Genomic DNA, 21,789 nt, shown 5'->3' with positions numbered 1-21,789 from the left:
GCTAAGTGTGGTGTGTTATGGTTTCAGTGTCACAAACACCCATGCCGTTTCATGGTTGGCATCCATCACGGTTATGACTGCCTTAACTTCGCCGGTGACGGCCTTGAGCACCGTTACCGTGAGCACACCGTCGGCGTCAATCTCTGCACTGAGCAGGGATGGGTTGCTGACCTTTGTCGTGTATGGGGCTTCTCCGCCATCGACCTCAAACGTGGTGGTATCGCCCACTGCCGGTGCCGTGAGTGTCGCACTTGCCGGAGCTACCTGCACTCGTCCGCTGCCAATGACAAACCAATCGGGGTCATCAATCGCACCCAAAGAGAGGCCGCTTTCAATCGTAGCACCATTCATCAGCCACATGAAGAGCTGACCCGTCATTTCGTTCTGCCACAGCAGGTCAAGTTTGCCATCGCCGTTGTAGTCTCCAACCCTGACTATGTGCCAACTGTCATCGCCTACAGTGGCAACCATCTGGTAGCCCTTTACCGTCGCACCATCCATGAACCAGATGGCCACTTCTCCGGTTCTAACGTTCTTGTAGAGGATGTCGGCCTTACCGTCGCCGTCAAAATCTCCTACCCTGGCTACACGCCACTTGGGGTCCTTCAAATCTGATACGATTACAGGACGCTTGATCGTGGAGCCATCCATCAGCCACATGGCCAGCTTTCCAATGCCCTCATGTCTGAAGAGAATGTCATCTCTGCCGTCGCCGTCAAAATCGGCCACACCGGCTACTTCCCAATCTCTGCCCACTTTACTGTCGATCATCTTTGAGTCTACAACGTCGGCACCATTCATAAACCAGATGGCCATCTTACCATCGCCCTTGTGTCTGAAGAACAGATCGGCCTTACCATCGCCGTCGAAGTCTCCAACTGCCTTGAGGTACCAGTCCTTCTTTTGTATCTTCCTCTCTGACTTGTTTGCCTGCACGGGGGCATGACTGGCCAGCGTCAGGCCATCCATAAACCAGATGTGCAGCGAACCGTCCTTGGTGTTTCTCCAGATGATGTCGGCCTTGCCGTCGCCGTCAAAGTCCCCGACGCCATCTATCTGCCACTTGCGCGGTACGGTGCCTGGTGTACCGTAGCTCGTTACGTTGTCACTGTTCATCAGCCATATGGCAACCATGCCAGTCTTCTGGTTGTGCCAGAGGATGTCGCTCATGCCATCGCCGTTATAGTCGTGGATGACCTTGCGTACGGCAGGTCCGCTTCCCATAAAGGTGGCAGTCACCATTTTGCTTGCAGCCATTGTCACCTTACAGTCATTGCCTGTTGCGTTATCGCTTGCGGGGTCGCAGCCCGACCAGCCACCAAATGTCGAACCCGTATCTGCCGTAGCCTTCAGGGTGACAACCGTGTCCTTGTCGTAGGGGGCAACACACGTTGCACCGCAACTGATACCGGCAGGGGTACTATCAACGGTGCCCTTGCCACTGCCGGCCTTGCGCACGGTCAGCGTAATACCCGGAGCCGTCACCTTGTTGAACGTTGCCGTTACCGTCTTGACCGCCGTAGTGTTGTCCGATGACGCCGGCATTTTCACCTTGCACTTGGCAGGGTCATCACCACCGCTGGATGGGGTCAGCGACCCCCGGCTCAATGTTGAATCGTCATGACCGATGTCACATCCGCTCCAGCCGCCAAACTTTGAACCCGGATCGGCCTTGGCCATCAATAGTACGACCGTACCAACAGGATAGTTGGACGAACACGTATCGCCACAATTTATACCATGCGGGGTGCTCCCCACCATACCGGAGCCATCACCGGCCTTCTCCACAGTCAGCTTAACCTGCGTGCCTCCATCTGCATACACTGGCTGCACCGAAAACATTAATACTCCACACAGTACAGCAAACACGGCAAACACATACGACAACTTAACATCTCTTAAACTTCTGACATGACTCATAAACTGTCCTCCATTGCTTTGAGAATTCTGGTTTCTGTCCTCTAACCCTTTCATTACCTTCATCCCTGGGGCGAATCCACCCCACTGTGATAGTCATAACACTATCACATATCATATGCCTCCTTCCCTGTCGATTTCTTCACCTATATTTTATACTATATTAACCTGTTTGGTCAAAAAAAAATGTCACCCGGGTGACATTTTTGAAAAAAATTATGCCGTATTGCAGTGACATGTTTTGTAGAATTTACATTACAATTTTTTATTTCAATAAATCTTTGTGAATACTTTAAATTCTAATATTGCCTGTATTATACTATCAAGTATGAATTCAATAATAGATGAACGTGTACGTGGCAAGATAGTACGGATATTAGAACAGCGCGGCATAAAGCAACGTGAACTTGCTGAGATGATCGGGGTAATGCCCCAGAATCTTAATGCCTACATGACAGGTAAGCGTGGGTTCGGTAAGAAGAACATTGCCCGGATCGCCAAGGCATTAAACATCCCGGAGGAGTCGTTCTATTCCGACCCGACGGCAAACCGTTCGCGGCTAAAGAAGGCAAGAAAGGTACCCCTTCTGTCGTGGACCAATGCCGGTGCATGGCATGAGTCGGTGGATATCTTCCAGGAAGGTTATGCCGAACTGTGGATGGCATATGATGCCTCCGACCCACATGCCTTTGCACTGCGAGTTGTGGACAACGCAATGGAACCGGAATTAAGACCCGGAGATATCTTGATCGTCTCCCCGTCGGTGCCATCGGACACCGGTGACTTTGTTCTGGCCAAGAGCGGAAATCAGGTAGTCATAAGGAGGTTAAAAACACTTGATACAGCGGTACTACTAAAACCGCTAAATACAGACTACGACGATATCCAAATCGCAAACAAGGACAAAAAAACCTTGCGCATTATCGGCAAAATCATTGCCAAAGTTGTAAGGTACTAAGTACTGTCTGCCAACACAACATTAAGCCAGGGGACGCTGTCCCCCAACTTGTGTGCAGTGTATAACGATGTGTGTATGAACTATATACGGATAGAGAGTTATTTAATTTATCTCTTGTACGGCTCTTGTACGGATGGTTATTTATCTCTTTGTTTGTATTAATTATTATTAATTATTTAATAGTTCATCCACATCGTTTACTGCCTGTTTCCTTTGGTAGTTTCCACGGTATGTGCGTAATGGTTACGCTGTGGTTCACCGATGGTACCGGTACCGTTTACCTGGCGTTTACATGGTACACGAAAGCACAGGCAAAACTGCTATATTAACCAGGCAGTGGATTGTTCTCCTGTGACAGCACCACGATCTTAGGATGGTAGTCAGCCAGTTCTTCCTCTTTGACGTAACAGAAGCTAAAGATAATGACCCGATCACCGACAACACCCTTCCTTGCGGCTGCACCGTTGAGGCATATCTGCCTGGCGCCGCGCTCGCCAGGGATGATGTAGGTCTCAAATCTCTCACCGTTGGTCACGTTGCTGACCATGATCTTTTCATATGCGACCATCCCCGTGAGGTCCATCAGGTCCTCATCCACGGTCAGGCTGCCACTGTAATTGATATTGGCCTCCGTCACCATTGCCATGTGCAACTTGGCCCTAAGCATACATCTATACATACAAGTCAATCCTCCCTTATTCATAATAATAACATGAATCTCTGTATAATGCAAACCCCCCGGGGCACGGTTAATTTGTTCTCGTCATGCACTAATACCACATCATACTAAATTTTATCATTGACAGGACATATAGCTTTGATATACTATATAAGCAGAGGATAAGTATGAAATTGTAGAAGCATGTGGGTGTACAATGCATAGAGTAAACCAGTATGATATTAAGCTCAATCTGTCAGAATTGAAATCGAATGTACATGACAATGGAAGAGTTGTTGAACAAACAACTAGCACCGATAAGGTTGAATCCGTACATGTTGATATCAACAGGAAACGTAAGCTGGGAAAATACAAAGGACAGATAGATATGACGCTATTTTTTGATGACGATGATATAATGGAATATTTCAAGGTGGGCTAAAAAACACATAAAAGATCCTTTAAGCAGAAGAGTATAAGTAGCTATAACAACAGAAGAAAAGAAAGGGGCGGCTCCGCCCCCCTTCAGACCCCCCCGCAAGGGGAGGGGCGAGGCGCCCCGGCCAGAAAGACGTCCCCTTGCCCCCCTCTACCCCGCCTGAACCATGTCGATGAGGGCATCTATCAGTCGTGCCTCCTCGACCCTGCCTACGAGTTGCCCCTTCTTGAACAACAAACCCATCCCCGAACCGCTTGCAATGCCATAGTCTGCCTCCTTTGCCTCGCCGGGACCGTTGACCTCACATCCCATGATTGCCACGGTGACGTTGCTGTTGATGGCAGCCAAGCGCGGTTGCGCCTGCGCAACGAGCCTCATCAGGTCAACCCTCGTGCGACCGCATGTAGGGCAGGATACGATGTCTATGCCGCGACGTCTGAGTCCAAGCGACTTCAATATTTCGTAGGCAACACGTACCTCTTCCTGTGGCGGGGCAGTCAACGAAACGCGCATGGTGTCGCCTATCCCCTCCGCAAGCAGGATGCCAAGCCCCACGGCACTCTTTATAATCCCCGTGGACGGCGGCCCGGCCTCCGATATGCCTATGTGCAACGGGTAGTCGTAGGTGACCGAAAATTGCCTGTAGGCATCAACCGTCATCGGAACATTGGACGCCTTCAGCGATACCTTGATCAGAGCGAAATCCAATTCCCGGAGGATATCAATGTGGCGCGTGGCGCTCCGGACGATGGCCTCCGGGGTGGGACCACCGTACTCTTGCAGCAGGTCTTTGGGCAACGAACCGGCGTTGACACCTATACGGATCGGAATCCCCCTGTCCTTGCAGGCGGTAACCACCTCCTTGACCTTCCAGGTGGCACCGATGTTGCCAGGGTTTATACGCAGGGCGTCTATGCCTCCGGATATGACCGTCAATGCCAGGCGGTAGTCAAAGTGTATGTCGGCAATCAGCGGAATGTCAACCTGTGCCCTTATGGCGGCAAGGCACCGAGCGGCATCCTCATCGATCACCGCAAGTCTGACCAGCTCACAGCCTGACTGTTGAAGCTCCCGTATCTGAGCCACCGTAGCTGCCACGTCGGTGGTATCGGTCTTGGTCATCGACTGAATGCTTATGGGGGCGCCACCTCCGATGGCAACTCCGCCTATGGATATCTGCCTTGTCTTTGTTGCTGCAGGACGCTCCTGCTTCTTTATCGCTGCAGGACGCTCCTGCCCGGATTGGTCTGTTATCATCTTAGTGTACTCCTTGTCTTTTGTATCTTTGTATAGCGTTGAGGTGTTCCCTGTAGGTTGTGGAGAAGTGGTGTGAGCCGTCTTTTTTTGCCACAAAGTACAAGTATGGGACACCGGAGGGATGTATCGCTGCCCTTATGGAGGCCAACGACGGTGATGCAATAGGCCCCGGTGGCAGGCCAACGATTTTGTATGTGTTGTATGGGGTGTCGAGTCGAAGGTCTGTGGCTCTGACGCCTTCACCAAAACCCTTGAGGCCGTAGATGGCCGTTGGGTCTGCCTGCAGGGGCATTCCCAGTCTGAGTCTGTTGTGGTAGACGGCGGATATGATTGGTCGTTCCGTATCGAGTTGCGCCTCCTTTTCGATGATCGATGCCAGTGTCAGCACCTGGTGTTCGGACATTCCGAGGTCTTTTGCCCTGACTGCAAAGTCCTGCGGATAGCGCGCCCGCAACAGACGCACCATCATGGCAATGACCTCCATTGCCGGCGTCCCCTTTTCGATTATATAGGTCTCCGGCAGCAGGTAACCTTCCAGCGAAGGGCCATCTATCTTCAGTTGTACCATCACAGCAGGGTCGTTGCACTTGCCGTCGAAGTCAACGATGCCGGCAGCGGTCATGGCCGGTCTGATCTCGCGCAGGCTGTGGCCGGGGATAACAGTGACCTTGGTCTTTATCGTATCACCGTCGCTGAACTTCTGAAGTACCTCAAGCGGTCCGATGGCATCATGGAGCAGGTAGTAGCCCGGCTTTAAACGTCTGCCAATTCCCTGCATACGGCCAACCAGGTACAGGGCGGTAAGGTTGCGCATACCACATGCCTGCGACAGTATGTTGATGGCCTGTCTGAGCGTTGCCCCGCGGGGGATGTATATCTCCGCCGTCTCCCCGTTAAACCGCAGGGGCATAAATATCCCCGCAGCAATATACGTGATCAGCACGGAAAGCACCACCGCAGAACTTACAACAACCCGTTTAATAAATAATCTCACCTTGGGCCGAACTCCATATGTCAAAGAATCTGTCCATAGCAATCGCATCTCCAAATGGCAAGTGCCCATAGAGGATTGACAACTGTCGTTTTGCCTGCGTTTTTGGTGCGTTTTCCACGGCGACCTTCCACATGGCCGACACAAGCCCCGACCTGTCGGCCCCGGCCCAGCAGTGTATAAGTATGGGACGTGGCGCCTGGTCAAAGACACGCATCAGGGTGGCAACATCCGTGGCAGCAGGCTCCTTTGATGAGGACAACGCAACGTCATAGTGGGCGATGTTGTGCTTGTCGCTGAAGTTGAGTTCGTCCACGTACCACTGAACCCCGGGGTTTTTGCCGCGCAGGTTCAGGATGCTTGCGATCTTGTACTTGTCGGTGTAGTATTGCAGTTGCGCCTGGTCAAGTTGTGCGGAGCGGTAGGCCTTACCTGGGGTAATCGCATGGAAATTGCCCGCAGCCATTGCATACCCCAAGTAGCTCCACAGCAGTATGTAGAGCAGCGTTACATCCGCATACAGGGTTATTCTACGTCGTGCCATACCACATGATTCATTTTAACACAATCAGACGGAGTTTTGACAGTTTTGGTTCATTCTCTGTATCCTCTTTATATTCCACGGTAACTATACTTTTACGCACCATGGATTCCTGGTCAAGCCAGGAATGACACACTTGAAAAACAGCTATAACTGTCATTCCTGCGCAAGCAGGAATCCATGCCTTTTAATCGGGAAATAAAGTTTACCCTGCTTTTTTAAGAGGATACGAAAAATGCTATATTGAAGTTCATAGAATGACAAAATGGATATATAAACGGTATCATCGCTGCAAAGACTTGAAAGCCTATTAACAACCGGTTTATGAAAACGAGAGCGGGGATCGTCCAGATAAGAAATAATATTAGTATCAAGCAGGTATGTTTTCATAAATTAAAAAGAAAAAGTATCCCTAAACTCTCTGGCGAACTTGTTAATTTCTTCAGATTTTCCCGTTAAATTACCTTGTAAACTGATTTCCTCAGCCACCCGTACCCATTTTCCTGGTTTGGATTCTCCTTCTTTTTTAAGTTTTTCTTCAAAAGTAATTGTTAGTTCTGTTCCCTCCGGGATTTCCAATTTTTCCAAAAATTCAACCTGACCTCCCATAAATCTGGCTCTGATAGTTTTCGCCATGTCCAACCTCCTTATTTTGGCTTGAATTTAGTGTGCGTTAAAGTTTGCCTCATAGCTTTATGATTAAATAATTAGCAGGGCGATGTCAAGAAAATTTTTAAACAACCAGTTATAGCACGTTTCGATTGCGTGTGATACAAGAAAGAAAGGGGCGGCTCCGCCCCCCTTTAGAACCCCCTGCAAGGGGAGGGGTGAGCCACCCCGGGCACGAAGAAGTCCCCTTGACGTCCCGTAACATTAATCATCAACGAAGATCACCGTAATCTTTTATCAGAAACGCCTTGTTTACCGACTTAAAGATGACCCGGCCGGCGGATAAATCATATCTCTCAGTCTCGGGTCTGATAACAATCCCTTCACGGATATTGTCTCCGGCCATAGCTGTTTTCCCTCCAGTGAGCTTCAGCACGTCAGTAGTCCACCGCCCCCTGTATAGTTCAGGGACAACGGCAAGCCCCGTTGACTTACAAAACGCTACAATGTCGTTCCAGTTTAAGTACCTGGAATCCCTGCAAATGTCAAATACGACAAAACCTATCACATCCCGGGATAGTCCATAGTTAAGCTTCTGAACCCCCGAGCCATAAATCTCACCATACACTATCATATCCTCCTGGACAATCTCCCTCATCTTGTACTGATTAAACGCCCGCCAGTACAGATTGCTGTCGCTCTCTTTCAACGAAAGCGTATGCGAGCCTACAAAGAAATCCGAATCAAAACGCCCAAAACGGGCATTAACGCCATGAACCTTCTCAGTCACTACGACGTCGTCATCCAGACCTGCCAGAATGCCGGCATAGTTTTCAATGTGCTCTATCTGTGTGTATTCCTTAAAGCGTGAGTCATAGGCCCTTACCTCTCCAATCAGGTCGGCAGGTATTGGTGGCTCATATTTAGTTATGCCCAAGACGGCAGAGACGTCAGTACCAATCTCCGTATCCGCCCCCACTATGCCTATGTCTATAATAAGCCCCTGAGAGTACAAGCCGCGTATTTTGGCAGTTCTTACCCTCTGCCTGGACAGATATGCCGTGATTCCTATTTTATCCGATAATTCAAGTGGTAACACGGCATCTATAGGGACATGGATAACCTTGTCTCCTTCTTTATATGTGGCCTTTTTGACTGCGACAGTCCAGTCTTTAACCATAGCCAGTTCCAGGTTATCGGCATTGGGGTGAGGCAATATGGCCCTGATTTGTACAACTTCACATTTAAAACTGCTCATGCTTATCCTCCTTGCTGAATTTATGGCGACACTCAAGCATCATCGGGCGTTAAGACAGCTCTCAAGGCTGAGTGTCAGCCTTTTCTGACGTCGAAAATCTCATGTCCTGGCTCACTGTGCGCTTTAACCGCAGTGTGTCTGTCCCTGTCTTTCGGGGCAGATTCCTTGCCGTTGCTCTTGTCTCCGTCACCGCCTGATGGGTGGGGTTTGTTGAAGTTGAATCCCGGGTATTCGATCCGCTTGTGGAATATGCCGTTTAGTATGTAGGAGTAACGCTCCTTGATTATGTTGATGTCCCTCAGTGTGAGGTCGCACTCGCTGAGTTGACCGTCTATCAGGATGTTATTGACGATCTTGTCTACGAGTCCGACAACCCTGGATGGCGTTGGGTCCTTCAGCACGCGTGAGGCCGCCTCAATGGCGTCGGCTATCATGACCAGTGCCGCCACCTTGCTCTGCGGCTTTGGCCCCGGATACCTGTAGTCTTCCTCTTTGGGCGGCTCGGACTGTTCCTCTTTTGCCTTCTGGTAGAAGAACATCATTATGCTTCTGCCGTGGTGTTGCGTGATGATGTCCTTTACGGGTTCGGGGAGGTTGTACTCATCGGCCAGCTCCAGGCCCTCCTTGACGTGTGAGATCAGGATGAGACTGCTCATGTGCGGGGTGAGTTTTTCGTGTTTGTTTACGGCGTTTGATTGATTTTCGATAAAGTAGTCGGCCATCTTGATCTTGCCAATGTCGTGGTAGTAGGCGGTGACCCTGGCAAGGAGCGGATTGACACCCACGTCCTCAGCCGCCGTCTCCACGAGGTTGCCCACGATCACGCTGTGGTGATAGGTGCCGGGGGCGTTTATCATCAGAGACTTCATCAACGGCTGGTTGAGGTCCAGCAGTTCCAGGAGCGTTATGTCGGTGTTTACCTTAAACGTGTACTCGAGCACGGGCAGGATGATCGACACAAATGCCGCCACGCTTATCCCCGATGTCGCGGCAAAGATAATGGGTTGCAGGATGTGTTGCGTCAGATATCGCTCGTGCAAGGAGACCACGATGGCCGATATGATATTCACACCGCTGATGTACATGCCACCCTTGATGAGGTCGGTGCGCTTCTTGCACCGGAGCACACTGAAAACGGCAACAATGCAGCCCGTAAAAACGTAAAAGCCATAAAAGGCATCCCCCTGCCATATGCCGCTTATCATGCTTATGATAAATGAGAATATTATGGCCGTGTGTGAGTCAAACAACAGGCATATGAGCATTGGCCCCACCTCTAACGGTATCCCGTAGATGATGGCCTTGTGACTGATAAACCCCATCCCCTTGGAGAAATTCAGAAACAGATACTCCACCCCCCTGCCAAAGACAATGGTGCCAATCAGCAACAGCATCAGCAGGATCAGCATCTTGTTTTTCTTCGTGTATGCCGGTCTGTAACGAAATATGTCCATCAGCACAATTGACATCAATATTAGGCATACAAACAGTACAGCCAGGAAATCGACTGCATCAAAACCCCGCACTATTGTTATCGCCACAATAATTGAGGGAATGAAGATTAGATAGAGATGTCTGAGGTCTATCTCTATTTTTTTCTTCTTTTTAGTCTTCTCGTTTTTCGTGCCTTTCATAAGCCTTAATTATCTCCTGTACAAGTTTATGTCTGACCACGTCCTTGTCGTTGAAGTAGACAAATCGTATGCCCTCGATGCCCCTCAGGACATGACCGATCTCCACCAGGCCGGAGGCCCTGTCTGCGGGGAGGTCTATCTGTGTAACATCACCGGTGATGACGGTCCTGGAGTTAACGCCGAGCCTGGTCAGATACATTTTCATTTGCTCGGTGGTTGTATTTTGGGCCTCGTCGAGTATGACGAAGGCGTCTTTGAGGGTTCTGCCTCGCATGTATGCCAGGGGTGCAATCTCAATGAGTCCCTTTTCTATCAGCACGGCGGCCTTGTCGCTGTCCATCATATCATAGAGGGCATCGTACAGGGGTCTGAGATATGGGTGAACCTTTTCCTGGATGTCCCCCGGCAGGAAGCCAAGCCGCTCGCCGGCCTCAACCGCAGGACGCGCAAGGATGATACGGCTGACCTGTTTTTTCATGTATGCATGTATGGCCATTGCCATTGCTATGTACGTCTTACCGGTGCCGGCAGGGCCGATGCCTACCACGATGTCATGCCCTCTGATGGCGTCTATGTATGCCATCTGTGTCTCCGTTTTGGGGATGACATATCGCACCTTCGATGCCACGGGGATGTAGTGGGCAAAGACGTCCCTGAGGTTTATGTGGCCGGTCCGTTTGAGGTTGTTCAGTGTGCAGACAATGTCTTCCGTCCTGAGCATGCAGCCCTCTCTTTTGAGGTTGTATATGTCGAGGATTAGCTTTTGGGTAATCCCGACCTTGTCGTCATCGCCCTGGATGAAGACCTTGTTGCCCCTGGTGCTTACGATGACGCCAAGGGCATCCTCGATGAGTTTCAGGGAGCTGTTGAGGTCCCTCTTGAGGAAGTCCAGGTCCCTGTCGGTCTCCAGGGGTATCTCCAAAGTTACCGTCGCCGCACCCTTTTAAGCTCTCTGGCAAGCTCTATGGCAGACTCTTTGGCCAGACCCTCTGGCACCCAGGGTATTTCTTTCAACGATCTTTGCATCGTACTCCGTATTCTTTACAATAGCATGTCCGATACCGATTTGACAACATAAATGTTCAGGCACCACATGGCAGAATAAAAAAAGAACGGGGCGACTCAACTGAGTGCACGGATAAAATTATACACAAGAAGCATTATACAAAACTGCTCAGTGTTCGTCTTTGAATTCACTTGCAATGGCAACAAACTCATGTTCCACGCTCATGAAGGCATCAACAACGTCGGGGTCAAAGTGACTGCCGCGCCCTTTGAGGATAATATCCCTGGCCACCTCATGGGAAAAGGCGTCCTTGTACACCCGCTTTGTGATTAGTGCGTCATAGACATCGGCAAGTGCCATCAGTCGTCCTGGCAACGGGATGCTGTCGCCGGTAAGCCCTTCAGGGTAGCCGGTGCCATCCCACTTTTCATGATGACAATATGCGATCTCCATTGCGATGTCCAAAAACGAGTTGGAGCCAAGCGTCTTTGCTGCCTTTAACAGGGCATCCCTGCCATAGACGGCGTGCATCTTCATCTCCTGAAATTCTTCGTCCGTGAGTTTCCCGGGTTTCAGGAGGATGGCATCACGGATACCAACCTTCCCTATGTCGTGCAGAGGGGCGGATTTATACAATATGTCGATGGTTTCATCAACCAGGTAAGCGGCAAATCGGTGGTTATGTCTCAGCGACATGGCAAGGGCCCTGACATATCGCTGTGTGCGCAGGATATGTGTACCAGTGTCGTTGTCTCTGGTTTCGGCAAGGCCGGCCAAAGATAAAATTGTCACGTCCCGGGTCTTTTGTAACTCCTCCGTGCGTTCCCTGAGCTTGTCTATCATTTTGTTGGAGTATGTGGCGATGATTCCGAACTCGTCGTTTGTGCTGACTGTCACCTTTTGGCTCATATCACCATTGGCAACGGCTAACAATACCCTCTTTTCGCTCTCAAAGAACAGGCTCAGGTTCTTGGAATGCGAGATTATCAGGTTAATGTTTTCGGCTATGACCACCAGGATCACAAAGACGATCTCAATCAGTACCTTTCCGGTAGAAAACCCGGCAATGACCTCTCCATTGTGTGTAAACAGGCTAATATCCCTCGATATAATCAAAAACACTACCATCATCATAAGAAACATGCTGAAGGTGGCAACCATGATTATCTTTGTGGTCAGTTTTACAAAGTTTTCTGAGACGGTTATGTGTTTTCCGGTTTTTCTGATCTCCGAGTTTATAGTTCTCTCTGTTTCAAGTGCAAGGTCAATGGCGGTATAAAAGCCAAGCGTCATGCTGCCCACGATAACCTTCAAGCCACTGCCTGCCGGGAAGCCATAGACATGGAAGTTGTACAGCGCAACGCCTATCCCAGACAACATAAACAGTCCGTAGTCAAGGCCCGCCTGACGCTTTATCCTAAGGAGATAGTTCTCATCCAAGACTCCAAGCCCTATCAAACCCTGACGCAGGACAAGCGCTATCCCAAACGCCACCGCAAACAGTAATAATCGCTGTCCGATAAAGAATTCCGCAAGAAAAGGACACACACTGGCACTGTAAATGCTTATGATTATTATAGACAGACTATAGTGACCGAAAACCCTCATAGTCATTGCGTAATTTTTTGCCCGGCTTTCCGGCTTTGTCAGTGTTTCCATGTTCGAGTGTATTATAGCAGATTTACCATGAAAATTCTATTGAGTTAAGACACAAAGCTACCCCTCACCGTCTATGACAGTTTTTTTGCACTGTCCTCCAATATATCCCAGTACTCTCCATTACTGCCATCTCTACTTCTTATTTCTTCAGCCATGAGGCTAACTTCTTTAAATTATGGCGAAATGTAGCGTATTCACGGGTATCTTTGACTAATTTGCCGTCTTCACACTCCTTTGTGGTCGGTTGGTATTATTTAGGGTAGGCATTGTGTATTACCTTGCTTACACTTTACACGCTATACCATACCGTACTGAAACATTTCTATTGACATCGCCGACAGTATTGTCGTAAACTTCAATTGTTTTGCACTGTATGTTAGCAGAGAGAATATTAAGACTCAAGGGCGAGTTAAGGAAGAAAAAAAGAAGGCCCTTTTTATCACCGATATCACCAACATAAGATACCTGACGGGCTTTACGGGGTCTCACGCTTATCTGTTGGTATCGGGCAGGGAGGATGTACTGTTTACGGACTTCCGATACAAGGAGCAGTCTGCCCGGGAGGTCTCCGTGTGCAGATGCGAAATAATCAGCAAGGACATCGCTGTTGTCCTGGGCAAGTACGCTAATAGCCTTGGCATCAGGGCGTTGTCCGTGCAGGACACCATCACATACAGACAGTACAAGGCACTGTCAAAACACATTGAACTCACCACACTGCCAGAGACGGTAGAGGGACTACGTGCCATCAAGGATGCCTCCGAGATAGAACTGATCAAACAGGCCATACAAAGGGCCGAAGACGCTCTGGCCGCCATAAAGGGCTACATAAAGGCCGGTGTTACGGAGAGAGCAATATCGCTGCGTCTTGAGGATGCCCTAAGGAAAGGCGGCGTGGACAAACTCCCCTTTTATCCGATAGTGGCCTCGGGGCGGAACTCGGCCCTGCCCCATATCAAGCCCACAGAGAAAAAGCTCGAAAAGGGCGACCTTGTTGTCATCGACTGGGGAGGGGAAAGCGGCGGATACTTTTCGGACATGACCAGGACGTTTCTTGTTAAAGGCACTGACGTTGAGAAAAAGAAGGAGATATACGACGTCGTGCTCAGGGCCAACACCAGTGCCATTGAGGGAGCAAGGGCCGGATTAACCGGTACAGAGACGGACGCCATCGCCAGGAAGGTCATAAAGGATGCAGGGTTTGGTCAATACTTCGGACACGGCACCGGACATGGCGTAGGGCTTGAGGTACACGAAAGACCCCGCATATCGTTAAAGTCCCCAAAAACGGTCATAACCGATGGCATGGTCTTTACCGTGGAGCCTGCCATATACATCCCCGACCTTGGCGGCGTCAGGATTGAGGACATGGTTGTTGTCTCAGACGCAAGGGCGCAGAGGATAACAACACTTCCAAGAGATTTGGAAATAGTTTAATATATATGCATATATCTGTTAAAATGACAATAGCAGTTGGTAAGTTTAGGAGGCCACGTGATAGCAACAAATGACTTTAGAAGAGGTACCAAGATAGAGTACAAGGGTGAACCCTATGAGGTAATAGAGTTCCAGCACGTCAAGATGGGCAGGGGCGCCGCCTTTGTCAGGGCAAAGATGAAGGGGCTTAAGAGTGGCAAGGTCATCGAGGATACCTTCAACTCGGGGGAGAAGTTTCCCAAGGCCAACCTCGAGGCAAAACAGATGCAGTACCTCTATAATCAGGATAATCAATACTATTTTATGGACATGGAGACCTACGAGCAACTGCCCCTGACAGAGGAACAGCTAGGCAGCGTTAAGCAACTGATAAAGGAAAACATGATAGTCACAATCCTCTATCATAAGGAACAGCCCCTTGCCGTGGAACCGCCTATCTTTGTCGAGCTGACCGTGACCAAGACCGACCCAGGCTTCAAGGGAGATACGGCATCAGGAGGCAGCAAGCCGGCCATCCTTGAAACCGGCGCCGGCATCAAGGTCCCCTTCCACATCAACGAGGGCGACGTGATAAAGATCGACACAAGGACGCTGGAATATATCGAAAGGGCTAAGTAATGGACATCAACCTGATTAAAGAGCTTATCGAAACCCTCAAGGCGACCGATATTTCGGAGCTGTTCTACGAACACGACGGTTTAAAGATAAAGCTCCGGCGCCATCGGGCACCATCGGAGAGAGTCGCTGCACCGTCGCAACCCATCGTAGTGGCTGTACCCGAGTGTGTCTCCCCCGCAGTGGACGATAAGAAGAGAAACCTCATTACGGTGAAATCCCCTATTGTGGGGACCTTCTATCGCTCATCGTCGCCTGAATCCAAGCCGTTTGCGGAGGTGGGCGACAGGATAAAGAAGGGACACGTGCTGTGCATCATTGAGGCAATGAAGCTGATGAACGAAATAGAGAGCGAAGTCGATGGCATCATCGTGGATATACTGGTTGAAAATGCAACGGCTGTTGAGTATGCAGAGCCGTTGTTTTTAGTTGAGCCGGTGTGAGGGGGGACAGACGATGCCTCTTTTTAAAAAGATATTAATTGCCAACCGGGGTGAAATAGCAATCCGTGTGATTCGTGCATGCAGGGAGCTTGAGATCGGTACTGTTGCGGTGTACTCGGAGACAGACAGGGAGTCTATGCACGTCAAACTTGCCGATGAGGCTATTTGCGTGGGGCCTGCGCGGGCCTCCGACAGCTATCTCAACATCCCTGCGATCCTCAGTGCTGCCGAGGTGACGGATTCTGAGGCAATTCATCCGGGGTATGGTTTCCTGTCGGAGAATCCGCAGTTTGCCGATGCCTGCAGGAAGTCCGGGATCGTCTTTATAGGGCCAACCCCGGAAAACATCCGCCTGGGGGGCAACAAGGCCAGGGCCAGACAGATCATGAAGAGGCACGGTATCCCCGTGGTACCTGGCAGCGACGGCGCCCTGGAAGACATGTCGTTGGCGTTGAAGATTGCCAGAAAGATCGGTTTTCCCGTGATCATCAAGGCCTCAGCCGGCGGCGGCGGAAAGGGGATGCGGGTGGTGCATGAGGAGTCTCAACTGCCCCAGGCGTTTGCCGCAGCACAGAACGAGGCACTGGCCGCATTTGGCAACGGTGAACTATACATCGAAAAATATTTCACGCTGATCAGGCACATAGAGGTACAGATAGCCGTGGACAACAAGGGAGAGACCCTGCAGTTTGGCGAACGTGATTGTTCAGTCCAGAGGCGACATCAAAAGCTGATCGAGGAATCCCCGTCGCCTGTCATAAACGAACGACTCAGGGAAAAACTAGGCAAGTACGCCATAAAGGCCGCCGAGGCATTAAAATATAAAAACGTCGGCACCGTAGAGTTCATCTTTGACAAGGACGAAAACTTCTACTTCATGGAGATAAACACACGCATCCAGGTGGAACATCCCGTGACGGAGATGGTGACCGGCATAGATATCATCAAGGAGCAGATTCGTCTTGCCTCCGGGCTTCCCCTGAGCGTTAAGCAGAAAAACCTCAAACTTGTCGGACACAGCATCGAGTGTCGGATCAACGCCGAGGACCCCTTTACGTTTATCCCCTCACCTGGAAAGATTGGGTTTTACTATCAACCCGGTGGCCCCGGTGTTCGGGTCGATACCTACGCCTACGGCGGATGCACCATCCCCTCCCAGTACGACTCGCTGATAGCAAAGCTGATCACCTATGGCAGCAACCGTCATGAGGCCATCGAGCGGATGCGCAGGGCCTTGAGTGAATTCAAGATAGAGGGCATAAAGACCACCATCCCGTTTCACAGGACGCTCCTTTCCAATGCCGATTTCCTGGCGGGCAGATTCGACACCGGTTACCTTGAGCGACCATATGGACAACCGGCATAGCACCCTGTACCTGGGCGGATTGTGCCTGTTGTTGCACAGGGGCAGTCGTGTCAAACCGGCCTTTGACATGGCCATGGACGCCATTAGCGGTGGGTTGAAGTGGCTCCAGTTCAGGGACAAGGAGGCGTCGAGACTGCAAATGTTTAAGACCGCCCGCCTGTTGAGGGCGCTGACGATAGCAAACGATGTCACGCTAATCATCAACGACTATCCCGATATAGCGTTGGCCGTTGATGCCGATGGCGTACACTTGGGGCAGGATGATTTGCCTGTTGAGCAGGTACGAAGGCTCATGGGCGACAATAAGATCATCGGGGTTTCAACCCACAGCCTTGACCAGGCATTGGAGGCACAGAGGGGCGGGGCAGACTACATCGGATTTGGCCCCATCTTTGCCACACAGACCAAGGATGCCGGTAGTCCCAAGGGCGTTGATGCCATCAGGGAACTCCTGGCGCAGATAAAAATCCCCATAGTGGCAATCGGCGGCATCAGCGAGGATAGTCTGGGTGCTGTCCTTGATGCAGGTGCCAGTGCCGTTGCCGTCGCCTCCGGTATCCTTGAACAAGAGGACCTGACAAAGGCCGTCGAGGCATACGTCGGCATCATAATAGGGCAGAATAGTCCTGATATGATAAACGGCTTGACGTCGTCAAAATAGTATCAGGAGACTATTTGAAAAAATTAATCTTTTACTTGAATGAGGACTGAATATGTTATAAGAATTGGGGTGTCTGACAGATACAGACATTCTCATATTAAAAAAAGAGGGGAGATTGTTTTTTTCAGAGTTCAATATGAAACATGGATTGATAATACTTGGTATCCTGTTGTGAGGTATGATACTGCACACGGATTTGCTCATAGGGATATATTGAACATTAAAGGGGAGATAAAAAAGACTCCTTTGTTTGACAAAGATTTTAATGATGCACTAACGTTTGCTGAAAATGATTTGAAGAACAATTGGGAGTATTATAAGAAAAAATTCTTAGAGGAGAAACCATGAATATAGAAAACAAAATGATCAAGAGTAATATTGAACTTAGCGCAGAGTTTAGCAGATATATGTTTGAACACCCGGAGATTGAAGACAAGATTCCTATCGGTGCTGAGATTGTGCTTCTGCCAGAGTTCGACAAAGAGTTGAAGAGTTTTAATCTTAAACTTGGTAAAGACATAGAAGCCCAAGGAACTAAAGTAATCTATGTATTGATAAAGGAAATTAGTCCCAAGGCGTCATCAAGGATAAAGGAATTAGAGTTAGAACCTGCCGTGTTGTGATAAAGCAGACCAAGAGGACCAGTCCCCTTGACCAGGAATCTATGTCTTTAAGCCATGATGTTAATTTTACCATGCTTTTTAAGGAGGATACGATTACGATTATTTTGAGGTGCGTTTTTTAACTGACGATTGCTGATTGACAGACACGGGTTGCTTTTAAAAAATATCCTTACTGGTGTATAATAAGTATCGTGTACTTTATAAGTACGATTATAAAAAAAAATCTTAATGTGGAGGGCAATGTATGGCAGCAAAGGTAACTGAACTGTTTGATGAGCTGGTACGAATTGCCGGCAGTTTTGTCGAGCGCCAGAAGGGAGCATGGGATCACTCGGCCTGGTTGGATTTCTTATCCGGTGTGCAAAAAAAGGGAGTGGATGTGTCTGAGGACGTACAGCGTTATATTGGTTCTATGCTTGAAGCCATGAAAAAGCTCTACAACGCCTCCGCTACCACGGAAAGCGTTAGAAACGCACTGCTGGATATATCCGAACAAACGGTGGAGTTCATTAAAAAGACAAAGGGAGTCTGGGAACAAAGGGACGCCGAGATATTCCTCAAAGAGCTGCAGAAAAGAGGCATAGAGTTATCTGAGGAAACAAAATCTTACCTTGGCGGCGTACTGGAATCTGTTAAGAGGGTCTATGACTTTTCCGTCAAGATTACGGAAAAGAAGTAGGCAACACAAGCAAGTTCTATTGACGATACAGTATTGTGACAACTATGGTACATCCAGGTAACCGAAACTTGGCCGCCATCGATATGAAAAGCAGCAACTACGGAGTGCTAATCTCAGCGATGGTGGCTGTAAACTTGAAAAAACCCTCGATGGTACTATACCACGATGGGTAAGAAGAGGGTACTGGTAATTGATGACGAGGAAATAGTACGGATAAGCTGCAAGCGCGTCCTTGAGACCGAAGGCTATGATGTGGTACTGGCATCATCGGGACTAATGGCGCTGGCCTCTATAGAGAACGGACACTATGACCTCGTGATCACCGACCTGATGATGCCTGAGATGGACGGATTTGAGTTGATCAAGGTGCTGAGAGAGGAATGGCCTCATATCAAGGTCGTTGTCATGACGGGCTATGGGACGGATGAGACCAGGCTTAAGTCTGTGGAGTTAGGGGCGGCCATCTTCCTGAAGAAACCTTTCCTGCCCGAACAACTGCTTGCCGTTGCCGGTTCAGTCGGCAGTACCTTGTTTGATGACTGAACAATATGCTCGCCCCCTCAAATCACAACAACTACTACAATTCAAACATTAAAAGTGATAAACATATACAAGCCACGGAGGTAAGATAATGGGAAAAGGTTCGATCCTGATACTTGATGACGATTCCGTCATAACTATGAGTTGCAAGCGCATTCTTGGTGCCGAGGGATTTGACATAGTCACGGCCAACAAGGGGGAAGAGGCACTCAACCAGCTCGGCAGAGACCAATTCGACCTCTTGATCTCGGACATAAGACTGCCCGATATAAACGGCATAGGCGTCCTCAAGGAGGCAAAGATCATCAACCCAAAGACCGATGTCGTAATGATAACCGGCTATCCAACCCTTGAGGATGCCAGGGCGTGTATCAAGCTCGGTGCGTTTGAGTACGTTGAAAAGCCCTTTACCCCGGACTTTATGATCAACATCGCCAACAAGATATTCGACCAAAAGGGTTGGGTGTTGCGTCAGTCCTACATCAACGAGTTCAGGGACTACATAGTGCCATTGCGTGGCACGGAAAACCCTCACATCTATTATAAGGAAGGCGTGTGGGCAAGACCCATGGGGGATAACCTCTGGGAGATGGGCTGCGACCTGCGCGACCAAGTCTCCTGCGGTGAACTCATGTACGTGGACTTCATCAGGAACCTCGATTACGTAAAGGGAGGCGACCCCTTTGCCAGACTCCTCTCCAGTTCCGGCAGGGTCGTGGAACTGTTGTCGCCCATGAGCGCCGAAATCAAGGAGTTAAACGTCAAGGCCAACGACGTCCTGTCATCGCTGGTAACCGACCACCTGGCCGATGGCTGGTTGCTGTGGCTGGCACGGGTGTTTCCGGCGGAGAGATAGAAGCAAAGCCATAGATTTAACCGCAGGTAGTCCTGCGGAGATAGTAATTTTCAATGTTTTGACTCTCGCCTAATAAGGGTTGGGTCTGCGGTCATACTATTTGTGCAGAACTACCTTTATTTTTGCCATTGTCAAATCAAAAACCATCTGTTTAATGGAGTAAGAGATGTCATATAAGATCAGTATTGTAATAGAGAAAGATGATTTTGGTTATTATGCCTATTGCCCTGAACTAGAAGGTTGTCATACCCAGGGTGAGACATTTGAAGAAACAATGTTCAACATAAAAGAGGCAGTTGAACTTTATCTTGAAACATTAACGGATGAAGAAAAGAGACAACTTACTACAACATTATTGGAGGTATCTATTGCCTAAATTGCCACGTTTAAATGCATAGGAGGCAGAGAGCTTGCTGTTTAACAACGGATATAAAATGATAAGAAGTAAAGCTGCTCACAGGGTTTATGTTAAAAATTCACATAGGATAATAATCCCTTTTCATGGTAATAAAGTATTGCATCCCAAAATATTAAAGCAACTATACCGTGTAGTTAACTAATGATTACCTGATACCCATGAAAAACTTATGCACCCCAAAACGCCCTATACTTTTGGCCAAATATCTTGAGGTAAATAGCGTGTGTAAAGACAGGAAATGTCATATGCAACCATTAATATGTGAACAACACTTCACATGTGAACAAAAATTCTCTTGTTTTTACCAAACTGTTGATCATATAGTATAGAAGGTGGCAAAAACCATGTTTTACATGGTATATAAATTGGAGGTAGATTAAATGTTTCCTTTTTTGCCTTTTGAAAACTTGTCAATACGGCACCGTGGAGTAACAGAGCCATTAGCAAATGCTTATGCTGAAGCAGCCAGGGTATGTCTTAACAGACACCATAAAACTCCTAAAAGATTTTTTGTCAACAACAAAACTGCTAGCAACAAAGTTGTGGCTATTTGGCATCCTCCCAATAACCAAACCCGTTTGGCCTGGAGAAATGAGACAGACACTACTGAACAAGGTGCATATGCCTTTGCTCTTGCAGCGGTAGAAATATTTGAAAGGCTTTACGCTTTTTCACGAGCTGAAACTCTCACGGGCGCTGACTATTACGTAGCTCCTTATGGAAAAACAACGGATGATCTGGAAGATGCTACTCGTCTTGAAGTATCTGGTGTTGATATAGGCGGTAAGGCAGTTATAGGAGCCTCTTGCAAAACTCCTAAACTAAACCTTTTTTAGTTCTCTTTGTGCTATAATATAACACCTAAATATAATAGATTAAAAGGAGAACATAATGTTATTAGAGAGTATATCATGGTTAGCAGGAAATATACAACGGGTACTGTTCCCAGAGTTGGAAGAAATACTTACCGATCCAATAACCAAGAAACAAAAGCAGTTAGTTACAATCCTGGAGATAGTTCAGATAGAAAGACATATGTGGTGGGTAGACAGTCAATGCATAGGTCGTAAACTCAAGGAGAGGTATGCAATTGGCAGAGCGTTTGTAGCCAAAGTTGTCTATAATTACCCTACGACAAGTCTTTTGATAGAATCTCTAAAAACGATGCCAAAATCTGAGAAAAGATAATGTGGATTTTGCTAAAAATACAAGATATACCATCAG

At 48.7% G+C, this 21,789-nt stretch carries 26 protein-coding genes; 15 read left to right on the top strand and 11 right to left on the bottom strand.

Annotation, left to right across the window (positions count from 1 at the left end; translation table 11 throughout):
* Positions 1-15: 15 nt before the first annotated feature.
* Positions 16-1,974, bottom strand: a complete 1,959-nt coding sequence (locus tag Mcas_RS12150; RefSeq protein ID WP_156033346.1) for a VCBS repeat-containing protein — start codon at positions 1,972-1,974, stop codon at positions 16-18.
* A 271-nt stretch (positions 1,975-2,245) separates the two neighbouring features.
* On the opposite strand from Mcas_RS12150, the gene Mcas_RS12145 reads away from it, so the two are divergent.
* A complete protein-coding gene (locus Mcas_RS12145; RefSeq protein WP_040335812.1) occupies positions 2,246-2,875 on the top strand; it encodes an XRE family transcriptional regulator in 630 nt (209 codons plus the stop codon).
* Positions 2,876-3,200: 325 nt separating this feature from the next.
* On the opposite strand, the gene panD is transcribed toward Mcas_RS12145, so the two are convergent.
* The 10 genes from panD to Mcas_RS12095 all read right to left on the bottom strand — a co-directional run bounded on the left by panD (position 3,201) and on the right by Mcas_RS12095 (position 12,927).
* On the bottom strand, positions 3,201-3,554 hold the full coding sequence (gene panD, locus Mcas_RS12140) for an aspartate 1-decarboxylase (RefSeq protein ID WP_040335811.1): 354 nt from the start codon (positions 3,552-3,554) through the stop codon (positions 3,201-3,203).
* Positions 3,555-4,122: 568 nt separating this feature from the next.
* Entirely contained in the window at positions 4,123-5,229 is a 1,107-nt protein-coding gene (gene ispG / locus Mcas_RS12130) for a flavodoxin-dependent (E)-4-hydroxy-3-methylbut-2-enyl-diphosphate synthase (protein ID WP_081853833.1), read from the bottom strand.
* Position 5,230: 1 nt separating this feature from the next.
* Positions 5,231-6,223 carry an endolytic transglycosylase MltG gene (mltG, locus tag Mcas_RS12125; protein WP_052567356.1) on the bottom strand — a complete coding sequence of 331 codons (993 nt, stop codon included), beginning with the start codon at positions 6,221-6,223 and terminating at the stop codon, positions 5,231-5,233.
* Positions 6,207-6,764 (bottom strand): dual specificity protein phosphatase family protein, encoded by a 558-nt coding sequence (locus Mcas_RS12120; RefSeq protein WP_052567354.1) that lies wholly within the window; start codon positions 6,762-6,764, stop codon positions 6,207-6,209. The genes mltG and Mcas_RS12120 overlap by 17 nt, the downstream gene beginning before the upstream one ends.
* A gap of 153 nt (positions 6,765-6,917) precedes the next feature.
* Positions 6,918-7,151: a type II toxin-antitoxin system VapC family toxin gene (locus Mcas_RS19285; RefSeq protein WP_353740390.1), complete on the bottom strand. Its 234-nt coding sequence runs from the start codon at positions 7,149-7,151 to the stop codon at positions 6,918-6,920.
* Positions 7,152-7,154: 3 nt separating this feature from the next.
* On the bottom strand, positions 7,155-7,397 hold the full coding sequence (locus Mcas_RS12115) for an antitoxin AF2212-like protein (protein WP_040335809.1): 243 nt from the start codon (positions 7,395-7,397) through the stop codon (positions 7,155-7,157).
* 244 nt (positions 7,398-7,641) lie between these two features.
* Positions 7,642-8,628, bottom strand: coding sequence for an RNA ligase (ATP) (locus tag Mcas_RS12110; protein ID WP_040335808.1), 987 nt, complete (start codon positions 8,626-8,628; stop codon positions 7,642-7,644).
* 74 nt (positions 8,629-8,702) lie between these two features.
* The gene (locus Mcas_RS12105; RefSeq protein ID WP_052567352.1) at positions 8,703-10,262 is read right to left on the bottom strand and encodes an HD family phosphohydrolase; all 1,560 of its coding nucleotides are present in this window, start codon (positions 10,260-10,262) and stop codon (positions 8,703-8,705) included.
* Positions 10,234-11,184, bottom strand: coding sequence for a PhoH family protein (locus tag Mcas_RS12100; RefSeq protein WP_081853831.1), 951 nt, complete (start codon positions 11,182-11,184; stop codon positions 10,234-10,236). Before Mcas_RS12100 ends, Mcas_RS12105 begins: the two co-directional genes overlap by 29 nt.
* A 252-nt stretch (positions 11,185-11,436) precedes the next feature.
* The gene (locus Mcas_RS12095; RefSeq protein ID WP_081853830.1) at positions 11,437-12,927 is read right to left on the bottom strand and encodes an HD domain-containing phosphohydrolase; all 1,491 of its coding nucleotides are present in this window, start codon (positions 12,925-12,927) and stop codon (positions 11,437-11,439) included.
* A gap of 318 nt (positions 12,928-13,245) precedes the next feature.
* Between Mcas_RS12095 and Mcas_RS12090 the strand changes: the two genes are divergently transcribed.
* The 14 genes from Mcas_RS12090 to Mcas_RS12030 all read left to right on the top strand — a co-directional run bounded on the left by Mcas_RS12090 (position 13,246) and on the right by Mcas_RS12030 (position 21,753).
* Entirely contained in the window at positions 13,246-14,364 is a 1,119-nt protein-coding gene (locus Mcas_RS12090; protein ID WP_320408701.1) for a M24 family metallopeptidase, read from the top strand.
* A gap of 57 nt (positions 14,365-14,421) precedes the next feature.
* Positions 14,422-14,982 (top strand): elongation factor P, encoded by a 561-nt coding sequence (efp, locus tag Mcas_RS12085; protein WP_040335806.1) that lies wholly within the window; start codon positions 14,422-14,424, stop codon positions 14,980-14,982.
* Entirely contained in the window at positions 14,982-15,422 is a 441-nt protein-coding gene (gene accB / locus Mcas_RS12080; protein ID WP_040335805.1) for an acetyl-CoA carboxylase biotin carboxyl carrier protein, read from the top strand. The genes efp and accB overlap by 1 nt, the downstream gene beginning before the upstream one ends.
* Before the next feature lie 13 nt (positions 15,423-15,435).
* On the top strand, positions 15,436-16,788 hold the full coding sequence (accC, locus tag Mcas_RS12075) for an acetyl-CoA carboxylase biotin carboxylase subunit (RefSeq protein WP_040335804.1): 1,353 nt from the start codon (positions 15,436-15,438) through the stop codon (positions 16,786-16,788).
* Positions 16,772-17,449: a thiamine phosphate synthase gene (thiE, locus tag Mcas_RS12070; protein WP_081853829.1), complete on the top strand. Its 678-nt coding sequence runs from the start codon at positions 16,772-16,774 to the stop codon at positions 17,447-17,449. Before accC ends, thiE begins: the two co-directional genes overlap by 17 nt.
* Before the next feature lie 39 nt (positions 17,450-17,488).
* A complete protein-coding gene (locus Mcas_RS12065) occupies positions 17,489-17,797 on the top strand; it encodes a DUF7718 family protein (protein WP_040335803.1) in 309 nt (102 codons plus the stop codon).
* Positions 17,794-18,072: a DUF5647 family protein gene (locus tag Mcas_RS12060; protein WP_040335802.1), complete on the top strand. Its 279-nt coding sequence runs from the start codon at positions 17,794-17,796 to the stop codon at positions 18,070-18,072. Before Mcas_RS12065 ends, Mcas_RS12060 begins: the two co-directional genes overlap by 4 nt.
* A 244-nt stretch (positions 18,073-18,316) precedes the next feature.
* Positions 18,317-18,751 carry a hypothetical protein gene (locus Mcas_RS12055; protein ID WP_040335801.1) on the top strand — a complete coding sequence of 145 codons (435 nt, stop codon included), beginning with the start codon at positions 18,317-18,319 and terminating at the stop codon, positions 18,749-18,751.
* Between the two features lie 165 nt (positions 18,752-18,916).
* Positions 18,917-19,294 carry a response regulator gene (locus tag Mcas_RS12050; protein ID WP_040335800.1) on the top strand — a complete coding sequence of 126 codons (378 nt, stop codon included), beginning with the start codon at positions 18,917-18,919 and terminating at the stop codon, positions 19,292-19,294.
* A gap of 88 nt (positions 19,295-19,382) precedes the next feature.
* The gene (locus tag Mcas_RS12045; RefSeq protein WP_040335799.1) at positions 19,383-20,147 is read left to right on the top strand and encodes a response regulator; all 765 of its coding nucleotides are present in this window, start codon (positions 19,383-19,385) and stop codon (positions 20,145-20,147) included.
* Between the two features lie 166 nt (positions 20,148-20,313).
* Positions 20,314-20,523, top strand: coding sequence for a type II toxin-antitoxin system HicB family antitoxin (locus Mcas_RS12040; protein ID WP_040335798.1), 210 nt, complete (start codon positions 20,314-20,316; stop codon positions 20,521-20,523).
* Positions 20,524-20,557: 34 nt separating this feature from the next.
* Positions 20,558-20,707 carry a type II toxin-antitoxin system HicA family toxin gene (locus tag Mcas_RS19280; protein WP_200873693.1) on the top strand — a complete coding sequence of 50 codons (150 nt, stop codon included), beginning with the start codon at positions 20,558-20,560 and terminating at the stop codon, positions 20,705-20,707.
* Positions 20,708-20,945: 238 nt separating this feature from the next.
* The gene (locus Mcas_RS12035) at positions 20,946-21,401 is read left to right on the top strand and encodes a hypothetical protein (RefSeq protein ID WP_052567346.1); all 456 of its coding nucleotides are present in this window, start codon (positions 20,946-20,948) and stop codon (positions 21,399-21,401) included.
* A gap of 55 nt (positions 21,402-21,456) precedes the next feature.
* Positions 21,457-21,753 (top strand): hypothetical protein, encoded by a 297-nt coding sequence (locus tag Mcas_RS12030; protein ID WP_040335797.1) that lies wholly within the window; start codon positions 21,457-21,459, stop codon positions 21,751-21,753.
* The last annotated feature ends 36 nt before the right edge of the window (positions 21,754-21,789 follow it).

This window comes from Candidatus Magnetobacterium casense (assembly GCF_000714715.1).
GTDB classification, from domain to species: Bacteria; Nitrospirota; Thermodesulfovibrionia; order Thermodesulfovibrionales; family Magnetobacteriaceae; genus Magnetobacterium; species Magnetobacterium casense.
The sequence above is the reverse complement of the archived record's forward strand: the minus strand, read 5'-3'. Positions and strand labels throughout refer to the sequence as shown.